Source organism: Allobosea sp. 2RAB26, from assembly GCF_052115465.1.
Taxonomy (GTDB): Bacteria; Pseudomonadota; Alphaproteobacteria; order Rhizobiales; family Beijerinckiaceae; genus Allobosea.
The window spans coordinates 1-15,118 of the sequence record NZ_JBFRGS010000012.1; the positions used below are offsets into that span (position 1 = coordinate 1).

A 15,118-nucleotide genomic window follows, 5' to 3' on the forward strand; every position below is an offset into this window, starting at 1 on the left:
CCGAGCAGCACGTCGTCGCCGGCCCCGCCGAAGACCACGTCACGGCCCTCCCCGGCATCGACGAAGTCGTTGCCGTCGCCGGCCGAGATCGTGTCGTCGCCGCCCGCACCGATCAGGACATCGTCGCCGCCCTGGCCGATCAGGTTGTCCGCCCCCGCTGCCCCGATCAGGACATCGCCCAGAGCCGTCCCGACATGCGTCCCGGGAGCCGTCCCCGGACCCGGAGCCGGCGTGCCAGCCCCGTCATCATCATCGTCGTCGTCACAGCCGCAATCGTCGTCGTCGTCGCCATCTCCGGCGCCGTCATCGTCATCGTCATCATCATCGTCGTCGTCGTCGTCGCCATCATCGATGACCGGCATCTCCCCGGTGAAGGTGATCGAGTGGCTGCCATTCGACAGGGTCGTCGTGCCGTCGCCATTATCGGTCGCCTCGTAGTCTGCCAGCGTCGCGCCATCCGGCAGCTCGATGACGTCCTGAGCCCGAAGCGAGCCAATGATCGTGTCATTGCCACCGTTTGACCTGAAGACGATGCGATGCGCAGAGCTCAGCGCCGAGATGTCGATCGTGTCGTTGCCGCTCGTGCCATCGATCGTGATGGTGTTCAGGTTGAGGCTGGTCTGGGTGAAATCACCAAAGACCTGGATCGTGTCGCCGGCGATGGTGGTGTTCACCGGACCGCCTGGAGGCGATGCGGGCGCGCCGTTGATCACGATCTCCTCGATCTCGGTCAGTTCGGCGATGATCGTCGCCGCCCCGGCCCCGACGCTTCGGGTGATCACGATCTCCGCCGTTCCGGTATAGCCGATCCCGCCAACGCCGGCGGCGGCGGCGCGGGTATAGACGCGGAATGTCTCGGCGCCGACCGCTCCGGTGATCGAGAAGGTGTCGCCGACGGAACCTTCGGTCCCGCCATTGACGATATCGCGGCCATCGCCGACGGCCCAGGCGATGATATCGTCGCCCGCCCCGGCATGGATGGCATCGTTTCCGGCGCCACCGATGATCGTGTCATTGCCGGCAAAGCCGAGCATGAGCTGAGCTCCCGCTCCGCCGAGAAGGGCCGCGTCGGCACCGTTCGTGCCGGTAACGACCTGGGTATAAGTCGTTCCGCCGAACGAGAAGCGCTCGACACCCGTGATCGTGTCGGTGCCCTCGGTCGCGCCCGTCACCACGATACGGCCGGTCGCATCCAGCGCGATGTCGTAGTCGGTGATCGGGCCGGCATAGACCGCGACGTCGGCCACGCCGTCGCCGCCGTCGAGCGTGTCGTTGCCGGCGCCGCCAGTCAGGGTGTCGTTTCCGGCGCCACCGATGATCGTGTCGTTCCCGGCTCCGCCAGAGAGCACGTCATTGCCCGCACCGCCATCGATCGTGTCGTTGCCATCCCCGCCATCGACCGTGTCGGCCCCGGCCCCGGCATTGATGATGTCGTTGCCGGCCAGCCCGTTGATCGTATCGATGCCGCCGCGACCATTGAGCAGGTTGGCGTCGGCGGTTCCGTTGATGACCTCGACCACCGCGCCATTGGTGTTGCTGCCGACCTTCGCCGTCACATCGGAGATTGCGAACTCCGCGAAACCGCGAGCATCGACATAGCTCACGACGCTCCGGATCAACTGGCCCGTGAGGGCGGCCGAGACGGTCAGACTGGCAGATGCTGCGCCAGCGATCGTGTTCCAGGTGACGCCACCATCCGTCGAGGATTGCCAAGCATAGCTGAAGGTGCCGAGGCCGTCGGCATCGCTGAGACCAGAGGTGTCCGCGGTCAGCACGTTCTCGGTGCCCGTGATGGTCAGCGCCCCGGTCACGAGCCGGTTGAGGCTGACGGTCTGGTCCGCGAACTTCAGCGCCTCGATATTGAACAGCCGGTCGGTTCCGTCAGACTGGCGCGCCCGCCCCGTGGTCGGATCGATCACCGCTGCGGACTGGGTGACATGCGTGACAGTGACACTGCCATCCTCATTGCGGCTGATCAGGTAATTGGCCGCGACATCCCAGTAAGCCGCAGTGTCGATATCGCCGGCCTGGTTTCCGTCGAGGATTTCGCGAACGATGTTGAGCTGATTTGGTATGATCTCACGGGAGAGCATCAGTTCTGGAAGAGTCCGCCCGTTCCAATGCGCAACCGACGGGTCCGCATTGGTGATCGTGTCCGACAGCGTGTCGACCGTTGCGAGTTCATTGCCCTGGTCATCGCGGATGCTGATCCGCACGTTAAGCCAGGAGTCGCCGTCGATGATATCGTTGCCGGCCTTGCCTTCGATCAGATCGCTGCCGCCGCCGCCCAGCAGGATGTCGGAGGCGTCGGAGGTGTCCATGACGATGGTTTCGGTCTTGCCGGCAACCGTCACAGTCGTCCGGTCGAGATGCGCGACCAGCCGCTCCAGTCCCGCGATCAGCGAGAGGTTCTTCTCAAGCAGCGCGCTCGAATAGGAGTCGAGAGGCGCACCGGGGTCGACCTGCGTCGCATTGCCGTTTTCGTCGAAGGCGCCCATGACGACTTCGCGCCCGGTCAGCTTGTCGTTGTATTTCCAGCCCGACAGGCCCTCCACCAGGTCGAACCGATCGCGCAGGATGTTGTCCTGCTGGTTCTGGAAGATGGTCATGCCCATGTCGGAGTCGGCGGCCTCGTTGTGGCCCTTGTGGATCGCCCAGTCGAACCCGGCCATGCCGTTATTGCGTTCGACGCCTTCGCCTTGGATCATGATGTCGTCGCCCGACTCGGCGTCGTAATCATTGTCGTTGCCGCGGCCGTTGAGCACGTCATGGCCGATGATCGTCGAGTTGAAGAACAGCTCGGAGTTTTCGCCGGCGAGGGTGTCGAAGCTGTCCCCGCCCTCGATCCAGTCGTCGCCCTCGTTGCCGGCCAGGAAGCTGCCTCCCGTTCCGCCGCGGATGAAGTCGTTGCCCTCGCCACCCGAGACGGTTTTGCCCTCCGTACCGCCATAGATGAAGTCGCTGCCGTCGCCCCCGAAGACCAGATCGAGGCCGTTACCGGGGGTGATGACGTCATCGCCCTCGTCGCCATGGATGACATCGGCCGCGCCGATATCCGTGCCGCTGTCCGTGATGATGTCGTTGCCGGCTCCGCCGTGCAGATGGTCGACGCCGTAGCCGCCCTCGAGACGGTCATCGCCCGCCCCGCCCCAGAGCGTATCGTCACCCTCGCCACCGATCAGGATGTCGTTCCCGGTCGTGCCACCGAGGACGACGTGATCGACGCCCGTATAGCGGAGATAGTTATTGTCGGCCCCCGGCGTCGCCGGATTGTCGCGGATGACCATCGGGCTGATGGCCTGGAGCACCGGATTGGTATGCGTCGGGTCCGCCTTGCCGTTGAGACCCAGGCCCGTGATCTGCTTGGTCGGGTCCATCTCGAGGATGTAGGTGGCCGTCTGGAAGGCCGCGCCATTGATATGCGGCGCGCCGTTGTCACCAGCGTCCGTGTTGCGCATCAGAAGCTGCGCGAAGGAATCCGCCTCCAGCTCGTTCAGAAGGTTCAGGCCCTGGGTCCGGCTGAGATAGTAGAACCGGTCGCCGGCCTGCAATTGCTCCATCTGATATTCGAAGACATAGGTGAAGCTCGACCCCAGCATCGCGCCGAAGGCCATCTTCTTCTCGGCGAGCCCGCCGATCCAGAAATCGACCGCGTCGAGGCCGGTGATGGTCGCGCCATTGGCGGCATTGGCCCAAGCGCCTGTCCCGTTCAGGAACGCGATGCGATCGGCCGGCGCATTGGCCCCGCCCATGACCAGCAGGGTTGCGGCATCCCGCTTCTGTTCGAGCGTCAGGTTGCCGAGCAAGGAGGAATGCGTGCCATAGGCCGCGATGAAGTTGATCAGCGAGGCTGGGTTCTTCATCGAAAGCGCGAAATCGTACCAGCTCTCGTAAGGCTTCACGCGGCTGTCATGCGTGTCCTCGTAGAACTGGCGGCGGGCCTCATTGAGCGAGGGAATGCCGGTATCGCGAGCGCGCGCTATGTTGAGCGCGCCGAGGTCGAGCGGCAAGCCGACCAGATTGTTGCGCAGCGCATCGGTGATGTGCTCGTCGATCTCGTTGCCGACCTGGCGGGTCATGCCGGTCAGGATCGCCGCAGCCGCAGCCTCGGCCGTCGTGCCGGCAGCATTGAAGGCAATCGGATTCAGGAAGGCGTCGAACAGCGCAATGTCCGATGCGACGGGATTGCCGTTCGCATCGAGCTTGAACATGTCGATCGTGTCGGTGAGCATCGAATGCCCGAAGCGATAGACGACATGGGCGAATTCGGCGACGATCCCGGCATCGATCACCGTCGTGTTGGAGAACACGAAGGGATCGACATCGGGTGCAATGGCACGCGCGAACTCCTCGAAGACGAGATGCTGGTAAACCATCTCCGTCGAGAACCGGCCGGCCTGGAACAGACGCTCGCCATCCCAGACCAGCGCATCGATCTCGGCCTGCGATGTCGGCATCGCCGTGACATCGGTCAGCAGCCACTCATTCAGGAACGCGACGTCTGCCCCCTCGCCTGTCAGCAACTGCGTCTTGATCTGGTCGATGCGCTGATTGTGCTCGTGGTGGAAAGTATGATGGACCGAGGTCAGGCCGATATTCTCGTTGCCGCGACCATCGCCGACGATGAAGTGAGCATTGAGAAGTTCGTCGTCATAGGTCGTCGCAATCCCGAACTGGTTGAGAGCGATCTGGTTTCCGGCAACGGTATCATCGTCGGCAAGCACGAGAATGGGCGCAGTTGCCGGGTTTCGGTCATGATCGACCAGGCCGCCCGGCACCGCGGTGTGGGCAATATCATTCAGGAAGGCGCGGCCGGCCGACATGGCGCCCGATGCCGCGGCCAGCGCGCCAGGATCGCCTTCCACCGGGCCCCCGGTCGTGACCAGCTGCGGAAAGCCGTCAGCTCCACGAATGAACTCGCCATAGAGGTCGGTCAGGATCGCCGGAACGCGCAGGACGTCCGCATCGGTCAGCAGGATGCCGAGCTTGGACGCAGCCTGTTCCTTGACGTCGGCCCAGGTCGGAGGGCCGCCATTCGCCCCCTCCAGCATGCGCCCGGTCGCGACGGGCTTGCCGTCCAGCATGGCGTATTCCCGCAGGAAGACCTGGTGGGACGGATTCGAGGTGTAGACCTGATTCAGATCGATCCAGGGAGTCGTCTCGTTGTTATGCTCACGCACGTCATCGGCGGTACCCACCACACCGTCGACGCCCGGCTGGTTCTGCGCGCGCGTCAGCACCATGAAATTGGTCGGGCTACCGGCGACGTAGAGCGGATCGTCGGGCTGGAGCGGGATATAGACCGTGCCGTTCCCGCCCTTGCTGACCAGATCAAGCCCATGATCGAAGAACTGGCCGAACAGCGTGAAGAACCCGTTGAACGGAGCGGTGTCGCCCAGATCGGGCGCGACGTTCGGGATAAGGACGGTGTCCCCCTGCATCGTGACGTCGAGCGCGTCCGTCATTGCGTCGTAGGCGACCTGCTTCTGCTGCACTTCGGCCGCTAGCGTCGCGGTTGCGACGCCGACGGCCGCCGCGGCAGCGGTGGCATTGCCTACAGCCGTGGCGAGACTTGCCTGCGCGCTGGCGAGCGCAGCCAGTGCCGCGCCGGTATCCCCTCCCTCTGCAACCGCCAGATCGAAAGCTGCCTGTGCCACAGCGACCTGACCCTGCGCTGGTCCGATTGCGCGTTGCGCAAGCGCAAGATTGGCGTTCGCCTGCGCGAGGCCGCGGTCAGCCGTCTCCCATTCCTCGTAGGCCAACACGGCAGCTTCATAGACAGACGCGTGCGCCTGCAGGAACAGATAGGGGTCCTCGTGCCCAAGATTGGTCAGCGCGGAAATGATCGTGGCGGGATTGCCGATCGTCTGATCCGAAATCAGGTTCGAGATCACACGAGGCTGGGAGTCGTAGACATTCCCGGAGGTCTGCTGGTAGCTCGTCGGTGTCCCGCCAGGCCCATTCTCTGCCGGGCGAAAGACCGGATCGAGCAGGCGCGGCATGGTCTGGTCGGACGACCCGACCCATTCCCTGCCCGGGATGATGTTGTTGTAGGTGCCGTCGACCGTGCGTAGCCCGTAGGGCACCAGCGGATTATCGACCAGCTCGGTCAAGGGCGTCCCGGCCGTATGGGCCTCGGCGATCTTGATCTGCTTCAGGATGAACTCAAGGTCGTGCGTATTGAGCTTCATGATACCCTCGCTCCGCCCACGGTGCTGCGTTAAGACCCAAGAATTGCTTCTGCCGCACCGAGCGTCTGTCGTTGAGACGCATGAAGGACTGTGAGCGCCCTTGCGTGCGGCATTTCCGACGAACCGCCCGATTACGCTTCGTTATGCAAAAGGATTGCTGGGTGTGGGGTCGATTTGAAGAAGATAAGGTCGGCCAATATTCGGCGACTTACGGGCGTGGCACCGCGACGACCTTTGAACCGATGCTGACGCATCTGGGGGCGAGCTGGCTTACTAGACCTTCGACCAGTTTTCGTTCACTGCGGAAGTGATCCGGGCCGCTTGGCCGGTTTCGCTTGCAATACTGATGGATCGCGCTGCCAGATGGTGATCTCACAGTCATCAGTTTGAGCTAATCTCTGCGTGGAGACGTCGACGGGCGATATGCTGAAGCCGGTTCAGGACTTCGAGAGCAGTGACGTGATCACGGGCGTGCCGTTGCAGCACGTACCCGCCGGGAAGGCCACGCCACGACGCGCGACGCTGTCGGTGCAGTTCCTGATCGCCGGTGGCCTCGTCATGCAGATCGCCATGCTCGTGGCCGGCTATCTGATCACCGAGCTGGTTTCTCGTGAGGCGATCAGAAGCAAGGCAGCCTCGACCGCTTTGTTCATGCAGAGTCTGGTTGCTCCGGCCGTTCAGGAGCTTGCCACCTCCCAGAGCTTGTCGGCGGGGGCGATCGCACGGCTCGACCAGTTGTTCGCCGACGAGGCCGTGAAGCGCCGCTTTCCCTATTTCGAGGTCTGGACGCCGGATGGGGTCGTGGCCTACTCCAACACCCCCCAGATCATCGGCCATCAGTTCGACCGCCCCAACGGCCTGTTGCGGGCGCTGACGGGCGAGGTCACGGCCGACCATGCCGACCCTCGTGCAGGCGAGCATGTGATTCGGGGCATCAGGACCCGCTATCTCGAAATCTACAGCCCGATCCGGCTGGAAGGCTCTTCACGCATCATTGCCGTTGCAGAAATCCACGAGCAGGCCGAGCCCTTCCGGGAGGAGCTTGCAGCGCTCAGACGGAGCAGCTGGCTGGTCATTGCCGCGGTTACGGCGGCGATCATGCTCGCCCTGTTCGGCATCGTCCATCGCGGGAGCCGAACCATCGAGACACAAAGGAAGGCCCTTGAGCGGCGCGTCGAAGAGACCGAACAGCTGCTGCTCGAGAACCGGCAGTTGTCCGACCGGCTGCAGCGCGCCTCGGCGCGGGTCGCGGAGCTGAACGAGCAGTTCATCCGCGGGATCGGCGCGGATCTCCATGATGGCCCCGCCCAGTTGATCAGCTTCTCCATCCTGAAGATCGAGGACGCGCGCAACGCCAGAAGCAAGGCCCCGCGCGATCGCTCCCTGCTGACCATGCAGTCGGCGCTCGACGAGGCGATGCGCGAGATCAGGAGCATCTCCAAGGGGCTTGTCCTTCCCGAGATCGCCGACCTGTCGCTCCATATGGTTATCGAGCGGGCTGTGCGGGCACACGAAGCCCGCACGCGAACATCCGTAGCGCTCGCCACCACCGAGCTGCCTCAGCCGGTGTCGCATGCCGTCAGGATCTGCGTCTTCCGTTTCGTCCAGGAAGGGCTCAACAATGCCTATCGCCATGGCGGGGCAACAGGTCAGGACGTGCGGAGCTGGATGGACGGAACGCTCCTGAATGTCTCGGTGGCCGACAGCGGAGGCGACTCTTCGTCTGCGGAGAAAGACCTTCCCGGCGCGGGCATTGGGCTCTACGGCCTGCAGGAACGGGTCGAGAGCCTTGGCGGAACATTGACGAAACGCCGCCTCGGTGACGGCGGCAATCTGCTCAAGATGACCCTGGACCTCAGTGGAGGGCTGCTCGTTGCGTGAACGAAAATCCATCGTTGTCGTGGACGATCACGCGATCTTCCGCGCGGGTCTGGTGCAGATCTTTTCGGGAAGCGGTGACCTGGAGGTGGTCGGCGAAGGTGCGTCGGCCGACGAAGCCTTCGAGCTTGTGGGAAGGCTCTCCCCGCAGGTCGCCTTGCTCGATGTGTCGATGCCTGGCGGCGGAATTGCCGCGGCGCGACGGATTCACCAGACATGGCCGCAGGTGAAAGTGGTCATGCTGACGGTCTCGGAGGAAGAAGACGTCGTGCTGCAGGCGCTGGACGCCGGCGCGTCGGGCTATGCCTTGAAGGGCGTCCCGGCCATGGATCTGATCGCGATCGTCAGGGCAATCACAGGGGGCGAATCCTATGTCCCTCCCAACATGGCCGTGCGCCTGCTGAGCGCGATGCGAGGGCAGCAGGAGGTCGACCCCGTCATCACCAAGATCGGAGCGCTTTCAGCGAAGGAAAACCGCACGCTGCGCCTGCTCGGGCGCGGCTTCAGCAATCGTGAGATCGCCGAGGCGACGGGGGTGCAAATCCAGACCACCAAGTTTCACGTCTCGAACATTCTCGCAAAGCTCGGCCTCAAGAGCCGGGTCGAAGCCGCGCTGATCGCGCAAAAGCACCTCCAGGATTAGCGTCGTCGCAGCGCTGATCCTTCGCTGGTCACCTCGAGCCGTTTTCTCCCGCGAAGATGAGATCCCCGGTCGGGCCGTCAATGAGCTGCGGCAGCAATGCCTTCCAGGCCTCGATGAGTTCGCGGTAATAGCCTGGGTCTGGACGCAGAACCGTCTGGACGCCCATGCCGCGAACCAGGCAAAGCGTCAGATTGAGGATGATGCGCGCTTGCTGCGGCGGGCGCTTCTGCGGGTCGCAAAACTCCGACCAAATGCCGTCGAGCGCCTGATGGAAGCGCTTCACCACCGGAATCATCCGTTCGCACAGCTCCGGATCGTTGCGTGCCTCGGTGATCATCTCCAGCGAGAGATAGAAGAACCGGCCCGAGAAGAGCTGCCACAGGAACTCGACGAATCCCTCGAGCGAGATCTTGCCGCTTTGGACCTCGTCGGCCACGGCCCTGATCTGCCGAGTGCCGTCCTCGAGCAGTTCCTCCATGGCGGCGAGGACGATGTCGGCCCGCGCTGGGAAATGATGCAGCAAGGCGCCCCGCGAGACATTGGCCCGGGCGGCGATCTCCTGGGTGGTGGCGGCGTGATAGCCGACCTCGAAGATCTCATCGAGCGTCGACTGGATCAGCCGCTCGCGCGTCATGATGCTGCGCATCTGCTGCTGCCGCTCTGCCTTGCTCACCTTCTCCTCCTCGGGCTCGACATGGCCGCCCTCGCCTCGCCGGCGTTCGGCGATACAGTATTAGAAAAACAATCTTGCTTGTTTTTTTAGTGCAATCAAGGATGACCTCGACAACATGCCAGCAAGCAGGGAGAGCCGCGATGAGCGACGATTACCAGAACCGCAGCTATGGCGAGATCCCGGTCGGGTTCGGCAGGAAGCCTGGCATTGTCGTGGTCGATTTCCAGAAGGGCTTTACCGATCCGCAGTATCCGCTGGGCGGTGCACCGCTGGTCATGCGTGCCCTCGAGAACACCGCAACTCTGCTCGAGGTCGCGCGCCGTTACAATGTGCCGGTCGCTAACTGCAACACCGCCTATATGAACGAGCGGGAAATGCCCTATTGGAAGATCACGGCCGTGCGCGAGACCTTCCTGCACGACCATCCGAGCGTCGCCCATGATCCACGCATCTATGATGCGTCCTATGATCTGACCGTGTGCAAGAAGGGTCCGTCGATCTTCTTCAATACCGGTGTCAGCGATTATTTCACCAAGGAACGCGTCGATACCGTGATCGTCACCGGCTGCAACACCAGCGGCTGCATTCGCGCGACCTCGATCGATTCCTTCAGCTATCGCTACCGCACCATCGTGCCTGAGGACTGCGTCGGGGATATCGAGGAGCAGCCACACAGGGACAATCTGCGCGATCTCGGCCGCCGCTATGTCGATGTGTCGGACGTGAAGACCGTGCTGGCCTATCTGGACGAATGGCACCACCAGAACGCTGCCTGAGGCCGAACCGGGGGCGGGGCGCCCTCTTCTCGCCTCAGCCGTCGACCGTCAGGCTCATGCCGTCGAAGGCGACAGCAATGCCCGCAGGCAAACGCTTGGACAGGTTCTCATAGTCCAGGTCGATATGGAGATTGGTCAGCACCGCGCGTCTGGGGGCGAGTTCGGCGATTGCCTCCAGCGCCTGCGACAGGCTGAAATGGCTCGGGTGCGGCGTCTCGCGCAAGCAGTCGAGGATCAGCACGTCGAGGCCGGCCAGGGCGGCCTTGGTCTCGGGCGGCATCAGGCTGACATCAGGTACATAGCCGAGATCGGCGAAGCGGAAACCGAGGGCCTCGTAACCCGGCCCGTGCTCCAGCGCGATGGGGCGCGCGCAAATTCCGCCCCCTGCCCCCTCGATCGTCAGCGGTTCGCCGGCCAGCATCGACTGCATCTCGAGGATCGGCGGATAGAGGCTGCCGGGCGGCGTCTCAAAGATGTAGCCGAAGCGCGTCCGCAAGGTCGCAGCCGTTACCGGGTCCGCATAGACCGGAATCCGCTTGCGCATATGCAGCACCAGCGCCCGCATATCGTCGATGCCATGGGTGTGGTCGGCATGGTCGTGAGTGAAGAGCACCGCATCGAGATGCTTGACCTCGGCATCGATCAACTGCTCGCGCAGATCCGGCGTGGTATCGACGATCAGGCTGGTCGTCCCGTTGCCGCCATTGCGCTCGACAAGGATCGAGCAGCGTCGACGCCGGTTCTTCGGGTTCTTCGGATCGCAGGCCCCCCAGCCCGAGCCCGGCCGGGGTACGCCTCCAGAAGAACCGCAGCCGAGGATCGTGATCGTCAGGGCCATCTTGGGCGTGCTGCTCAGGCGACCTGCGCCACAGGCGCCGCGTGATCCATCTTCCAATAGCAGCGTCGCGCATTCTCCGTCGTGACGCGCGAGATCTCGTCGAAGGAGACTCCCTTCACGTCGGCGAGAGTCTTCGCCGTTTCAACGACGTAAGACGGTTCGTTGCGCTTTCCCCTGAACGGGACCGGGGCGAGATAGGGCGCATCGGTCTCGACCAGAAGCCGATCAATCGGGATATCGCGCGCAATCTGGCGCAGATCCTCCGAGGTCTTGAAGGTCAGAATCCCGGAGAAGGACACGTAGAGTCCGAGCTCGACGCCGACCCGTGCCAGTTCCGGGCCTGCCGTGAAGCAGTGCAGGATGGCCGGGAAAGCGCCCGTCTCCGTCTCTTCACGCAGGATCGCGATCATGTCCTCGTCGGCCTGGCGAGCGTGGATGACGAGCGGAAGCCTGGTCATGCGCGCTGCGGCAATGTGCGCGCGCAGCCCCTGCGCCTGCGCATCGCGCGGACTCTTGTCGTAGTGATAGTCGAGCCCGGCCTCGCCAATTGCAACACAGCGCGGGTGCTCTGCCAGCCTGGCAAGCTGGTCGGCTGTGACGTCGAGCTCTTCATGCGCGCCGTGCGGATGCGTGCCGACGGTGCACCACACCGATGCGAAGCGTTCGGCGATCCCAGCATAGGTCCCGAAGCGCGAAACCCGTGTCGAGATCGTCACCATCCGCGAGACCCCTGCCGCCTCGGCCCGCGCGACATAGGCCGCGAGATCCTCGGCGAAATCCGGAAAGTCGAGATGGCAATGGGTATCGATCAACATCAGGCCACCTGCCCGGTATCGGGCTCGACATAGCGCGGGAAGATCGCGCTCGGTGCAGGCAGAACTGTGCCGCAGGCAAGACGCCCGGCTTCGCCCAGGCTCGCGAAGCTGCGGGCCTCCGCGCCGACTGCAAGCAGGTCGAGCAGCTTGCCGGCCGCGCTCGGAATCACCGGTTGCGTCAGAATCGCGACCTGGCGCAGCACTTCCGCCGTGACATAGAGCACGGTGTCGCGCCTGGCGGGATCCGATTTGCTCAGCCGCCAGGGTTCATTGGCCGCGAAATAGCGGTTTGCCTCCGCCACCAGCGCCCAGATCTCCGCGAGCACGACGTGCAGGGCAAAATCCTGCATCGCTGCCCGTGCCTTGGCGAGCGCGCCATCGGCAAGAGCGAGCATGGCCTCGTCGCCCTCGTTCAATGCGCCTTGCACCGGCACCGTGCCATCGCAGTTCTTTGCGATCATCGAGAGAGAACGTTGGGCCAGATTGCCGAGGTCATTGGCAAGATCGGCATTGATGCGCCCGATGATGGCCTCGTGGCTGTAGTTGCCGTCCTGGCCGAAAGAGACCTCGCGCAGGAAGAAATAGCGCAGCTGGTCGACGCCATAGGTCTCGGCGAGGCCGAATGGATCGACGACATTGCCGAGCGATTTCGACATCTTCTCGCCCTTGGAGAGCAGGAAGCCATGGCCGAAGACGCGCTTCGGCAGCGGCAGCCCGGCCGACATCAGGAAAGCCGGCCAGTAAACCGTATGAAAGCGCACGATGTCCTTGCCGATGATGTGCACATCGGCGGGCCAATAGTGCCAGCGCGGATTGGTCTCGTCGGGGAAGCCGCAGCCGGTGACGTAATTATTGAGCGCGTCGACCCAGACATACATCACATGCTTCGGGTCACCGGGGACCGGCAGGCCCCAGTCGAAGGTGGTACGGCTGATCGAAAGATCCTCGAGACCGCCCTTCACGAAGCTGACGATCTCGTTCTTGCGCGTCGCCGGCGAGATGAAATCCGGCACGTCCTCGTAGAGCTTCAGTAGCCGCTCCTGGAAGGATTTCAGGCGGAAGAAATAGCTCTCCTCCTCGACCCATTCGACAGGAGTGCCCTGCCCGCCGAGCCGCGTGCCATCCGGCAGGAGGGTGGTTTCCTCCTCGCCGTAGAAGGCCTCGTCACGCACGGAGTACCAGCCGGAATATTTGGCAAGGTAGATGTCGCCGGCCTGCTCCATGCGCCGCCAGAGCTCATGGGTCGACGGCAGGTGGTCCGGATCGGTGGTGCGGATGAACCGGTCAAAGGAACAGCCGAGCGTCTGTTCCATCTCCTGGAAGCGCTGGGCCACCTGATCGACATAGGATTTCGCGTCGAGCCCGTTCTGCCCGGCGGTGCGCTGCACCTTCTGGCCGTGCTCGTCTGTGCCGGTCATGGCGAAGACGTCATAGCCGTCCAGCCGCTTGAAACGCGCAATCGCGTCCGAGGCCACCATCTCATAGGCGTGTCCGATATGCGGCGGGCCATTCGTGTAGTGAATGGCGGTGGTCAGATAGAATTTCGGGGCCTGGGCCATCGTTCAGTCCGGACGGTTCGCTTTCAAGCTGCGCGCGACCGGCGAACAGCCTCCGACAGATCATGAAACATAGAGATCACGAGCGGCCGGCGGTCGAGATTGTAGGTTTCCACCTCGCGGGCCGCGCGACCCAGCTTCTCCCATACCTCCGCCAGCGGTGCAAGGCGAGCCGCGCCGGCATGGGCATGCGCATGGAGATGCGCGGCGAACCAGCTCTGAATGGTGTCGATCATGATCGCGAAATCACTCTCGCCGGCGCGGCCCGCGACGTCTTCCGCCAGCGCGAGCAGCGCGGTGAGATCGACGCCCGGCAAGGCATCGAGACGCGCCCTGACGGCCTCGACCAGCGCCAGCGTCTCCGGGGAGACATAGGTCAGGGCACGCCGTACGGAACCGTCCGCGAGTGCTGCGGCGCGCATCAATGCGGAGGCGTCGAAGGGCGATCCCATCCGTTCGAGCGCCAGCCGGCCGGCCTCGGCGACCGCGCCTACGTCCAGCGCATCGAATGTCAGCAGCCGACAGCGCGAGCGGATGGTCGGCAGCGCCCGTCCGGGCGCATGGGCAACGATCAGGAAAAGGGCGCGCGGCGGCGGCTCCTCGAGCAGTTTCAGCAGCGCATTGGCACTGGAGCGATCCATGTCCTCGGCACTGTCGACGATGCAGACACGCCAACCGCCTTCGGCCGCGCTCGTTCCGAACCGGTCGATGACGCGGCGGACGGAATCGACTGGGATATTGCTGGTCACGCCCTTGCCGTCCGGCTTCACCGTTCGCCGCAGCAGATGCAGGTCGGGATGCGACTGGGCCATCACGCGCCGCGTCGCCGGATCCTCTTCCGGCATCGCCAGGCTTTCCACCGAGCCGGCGCGCGCCAGCGGATCGCCCGAAGCCAGCAGGAAGCGCGCCGCACGATAGGCAAAGCTCGCCTTGCCGATGCCTTCGGGACCGCCGAGAAGCCAGGCGTGATGCAGGCGCTCCGAGCGCAGCGCATCCAGGAAACTCCGCTCCTGGCGCGCATGTCCGACGAGCGCCAGCGTCTCGCGCGGATGCGGCGCATTGGGAAGGCGGTCCGGTTCGTTGCTGCTCTCGCGCATCAGGCGTCCTGGTTCAGCGGCAGGCGCTCGCGCACGACCGCCCAGGCGGCCTGGGCCAGATCCTCCGGAGCGAGCGTCGCATCAAGCACCGAGCAGCGCGCCGGTTCGGCTTCGGCGATTGCGAGATAGGCCGCGCGCAAGCTGCGATGGAAGGCGAGCGCCTCGCCCTCGAAGCGGTCCTTGCCCTCGCCGGGCGCCCGCCGACGGGCGGCGCGAGCGAGGCCGACCCTGGGGTCGAGGTCGAGGATCAGCGTCAGATCCGGCGTAAGGCCGTCGATGGTGACCTGTTCCAGTTCCGCCAGCAGCTTGGGATCGATGCGCCCAAGCGTGCCCTGGTAGACCCGCGTCGAATCGATGAAACGGTCGCAGATCACCCACTCGCCCCGCGCAAGTGCCGGCCGGATGCGCTGGTCGATATGGTCGATTCTGGCGGCCGAGAACATCAGCGCTTCGATAAAGGGCCCATGATGCTTCACCCGGCCGGACAGAATGGCTTCGCGAATGGCTTCCGCCTTGGGCGAACCACCGGGTTCGCGCGTCAACTCCGAACGGATGCCCGCGGCCTCGAGCTGCGTGGCGAGCGCCCGCGCCAGCGTCGACTTGCCGGCCCCCTCTCCGCCCTCAAGCGTGATGAAACGTCCCTTTGTCATG

10 protein-coding genes are annotated in these 15,118 nt (G+C 64.1%); 3 read left to right on the forward strand and 7 right to left on the reverse strand.

Going from position 1 to position 15,118, the window contains the following annotated elements; genetic code table 11:
• Nucleotides 1–6,191 (reverse strand): peroxidase family protein (locus tag AB4118_RS21965; RefSeq protein WP_441491749.1); only part of this gene is annotated, 6,191 nt, incomplete at its 3' end.
• 402 nt (nt 6,192–6,593) lie between these two features.
• On the opposite strand from AB4118_RS21965, the gene AB4118_RS21970 reads away from it, so the two are divergent.
• A complete protein-coding gene (locus tag AB4118_RS21970; RefSeq protein ID WP_441491750.1) occupies nt 6,594–8,072 on the forward strand; it encodes a sensor histidine kinase in 1,479 nt (492 codons plus the stop codon).
• Entirely contained in the window at nt 8,065–8,712 is a 648-nt protein-coding gene (locus AB4118_RS21975) for a response regulator (RefSeq protein ID WP_441491751.1), read from the forward strand. Before AB4118_RS21970 ends, AB4118_RS21975 begins: the two co-directional genes overlap by 8 nt.
• Before the next feature lie 28 nt (nt 8,713–8,740).
• On the opposite strand, the gene AB4118_RS21980 is transcribed toward AB4118_RS21975, so the two are convergent.
• Nucleotides 8,741–9,385, reverse strand: coding sequence for a TetR/AcrR family transcriptional regulator (locus AB4118_RS21980; RefSeq protein ID WP_441491752.1), 645 nt, complete (start codon nt 9,383–9,385; stop codon nt 8,741–8,743).
• 140 nt (nt 9,386–9,525) lie between these two features.
• Here AB4118_RS21980 and AB4118_RS21985 point away from each other — a divergent pair, with 140 nt between their 5' ends.
• Nucleotides 9,526–10,161 (forward strand): isochorismatase family protein, encoded by a 636-nt coding sequence (locus AB4118_RS21985; protein ID WP_441491753.1) that lies wholly within the window; start codon nt 9,526–9,528, stop codon nt 10,159–10,161.
• Between the two features lie 34 nt (nt 10,162–10,195).
• On the opposite strand, the gene AB4118_RS21990 is transcribed toward AB4118_RS21985, so the two are convergent.
• From AB4118_RS21990 to tmk, 5 genes are read right to left on the reverse strand one after another with little or no spacing between them, the layout of a single operon-like run.
• Complete coding sequence (locus tag AB4118_RS21990) at nt 10,196–10,999, reverse strand: MBL fold metallo-hydrolase (protein WP_441491754.1); 804 nt, start codon at nt 10,997–10,999, stop codon at nt 10,196–10,198.
• 14 nt (nt 11,000–11,013) lie between these two features.
• Complete coding sequence (locus AB4118_RS21995; RefSeq protein WP_441491755.1) at nt 11,014–11,814, reverse strand: TatD family hydrolase; 801 nt, start codon at nt 11,812–11,814, stop codon at nt 11,014–11,016.
• Complete coding sequence (gene metG / locus AB4118_RS22000) at nt 11,814–13,373, reverse strand: methionine--tRNA ligase (RefSeq protein WP_441491756.1); 1,560 nt, start codon at nt 13,371–13,373, stop codon at nt 11,814–11,816. The genes AB4118_RS21995 and metG overlap by 1 nt, the downstream gene beginning before the upstream one ends.
• 23 nt (nt 13,374–13,396) lie before the next feature.
• The gene (locus AB4118_RS22005; RefSeq protein WP_441491757.1) at nt 13,397–14,467 is read right to left on the reverse strand and encodes a DNA polymerase III subunit delta'; all 1,071 of its coding nucleotides are present in this window, start codon (nt 14,465–14,467) and stop codon (nt 13,397–13,399) included.
• Nucleotides 14,467–15,117, reverse strand: a complete 651-nt coding sequence (gene tmk, locus AB4118_RS22010) for a dTMP kinase (protein WP_441491758.1) — start codon at nt 15,115–15,117, stop codon at nt 14,467–14,469. The genes AB4118_RS22005 and tmk overlap by 1 nt, the downstream gene beginning before the upstream one ends.
• Nucleotide 15,118: the final 1 nt, after the last annotated feature.

Coding starts and splice junctions, on each gene's coding strand:
- AB4118_RS21985 (WP_441491753.1), top strand. CDS start 9,526: ATGAGCGACGATTACCAGAACCGCAGCTATGGCGAGATCCCGGTCGGG.
- AB4118_RS21990 (WP_441491754.1), bottom strand. CDS start 10,999: ATGGCCCTGACGATCACGATCCTCGGCTGCGGTTCTTCTGGAGGCGTA.
- AB4118_RS21995 (WP_441491755.1), bottom strand. CDS start 11,814: ATGTTGATCGATACCCATTGCCATCTCGACTTTCCGGATTTCGCCGAG.
- metG (WP_441491756.1), bottom strand. CDS start 13,373: ATGGCCCAGGCCCCGAAATTCTATCTGACCACCGCCATTCACTACACG.
- AB4118_RS22005 (WP_441491757.1), bottom strand. CDS start 14,467: ATGCGCGAGAGCAGCAACGAACCGGACCGCCTTCCCAATGCGCCGCAT.
- tmk (WP_441491758.1), bottom strand. CDS start 15,117: ATGACAAAGGGACGTTTCATCACGCTTGAGGGCGGAGAGGGGGCCGGC.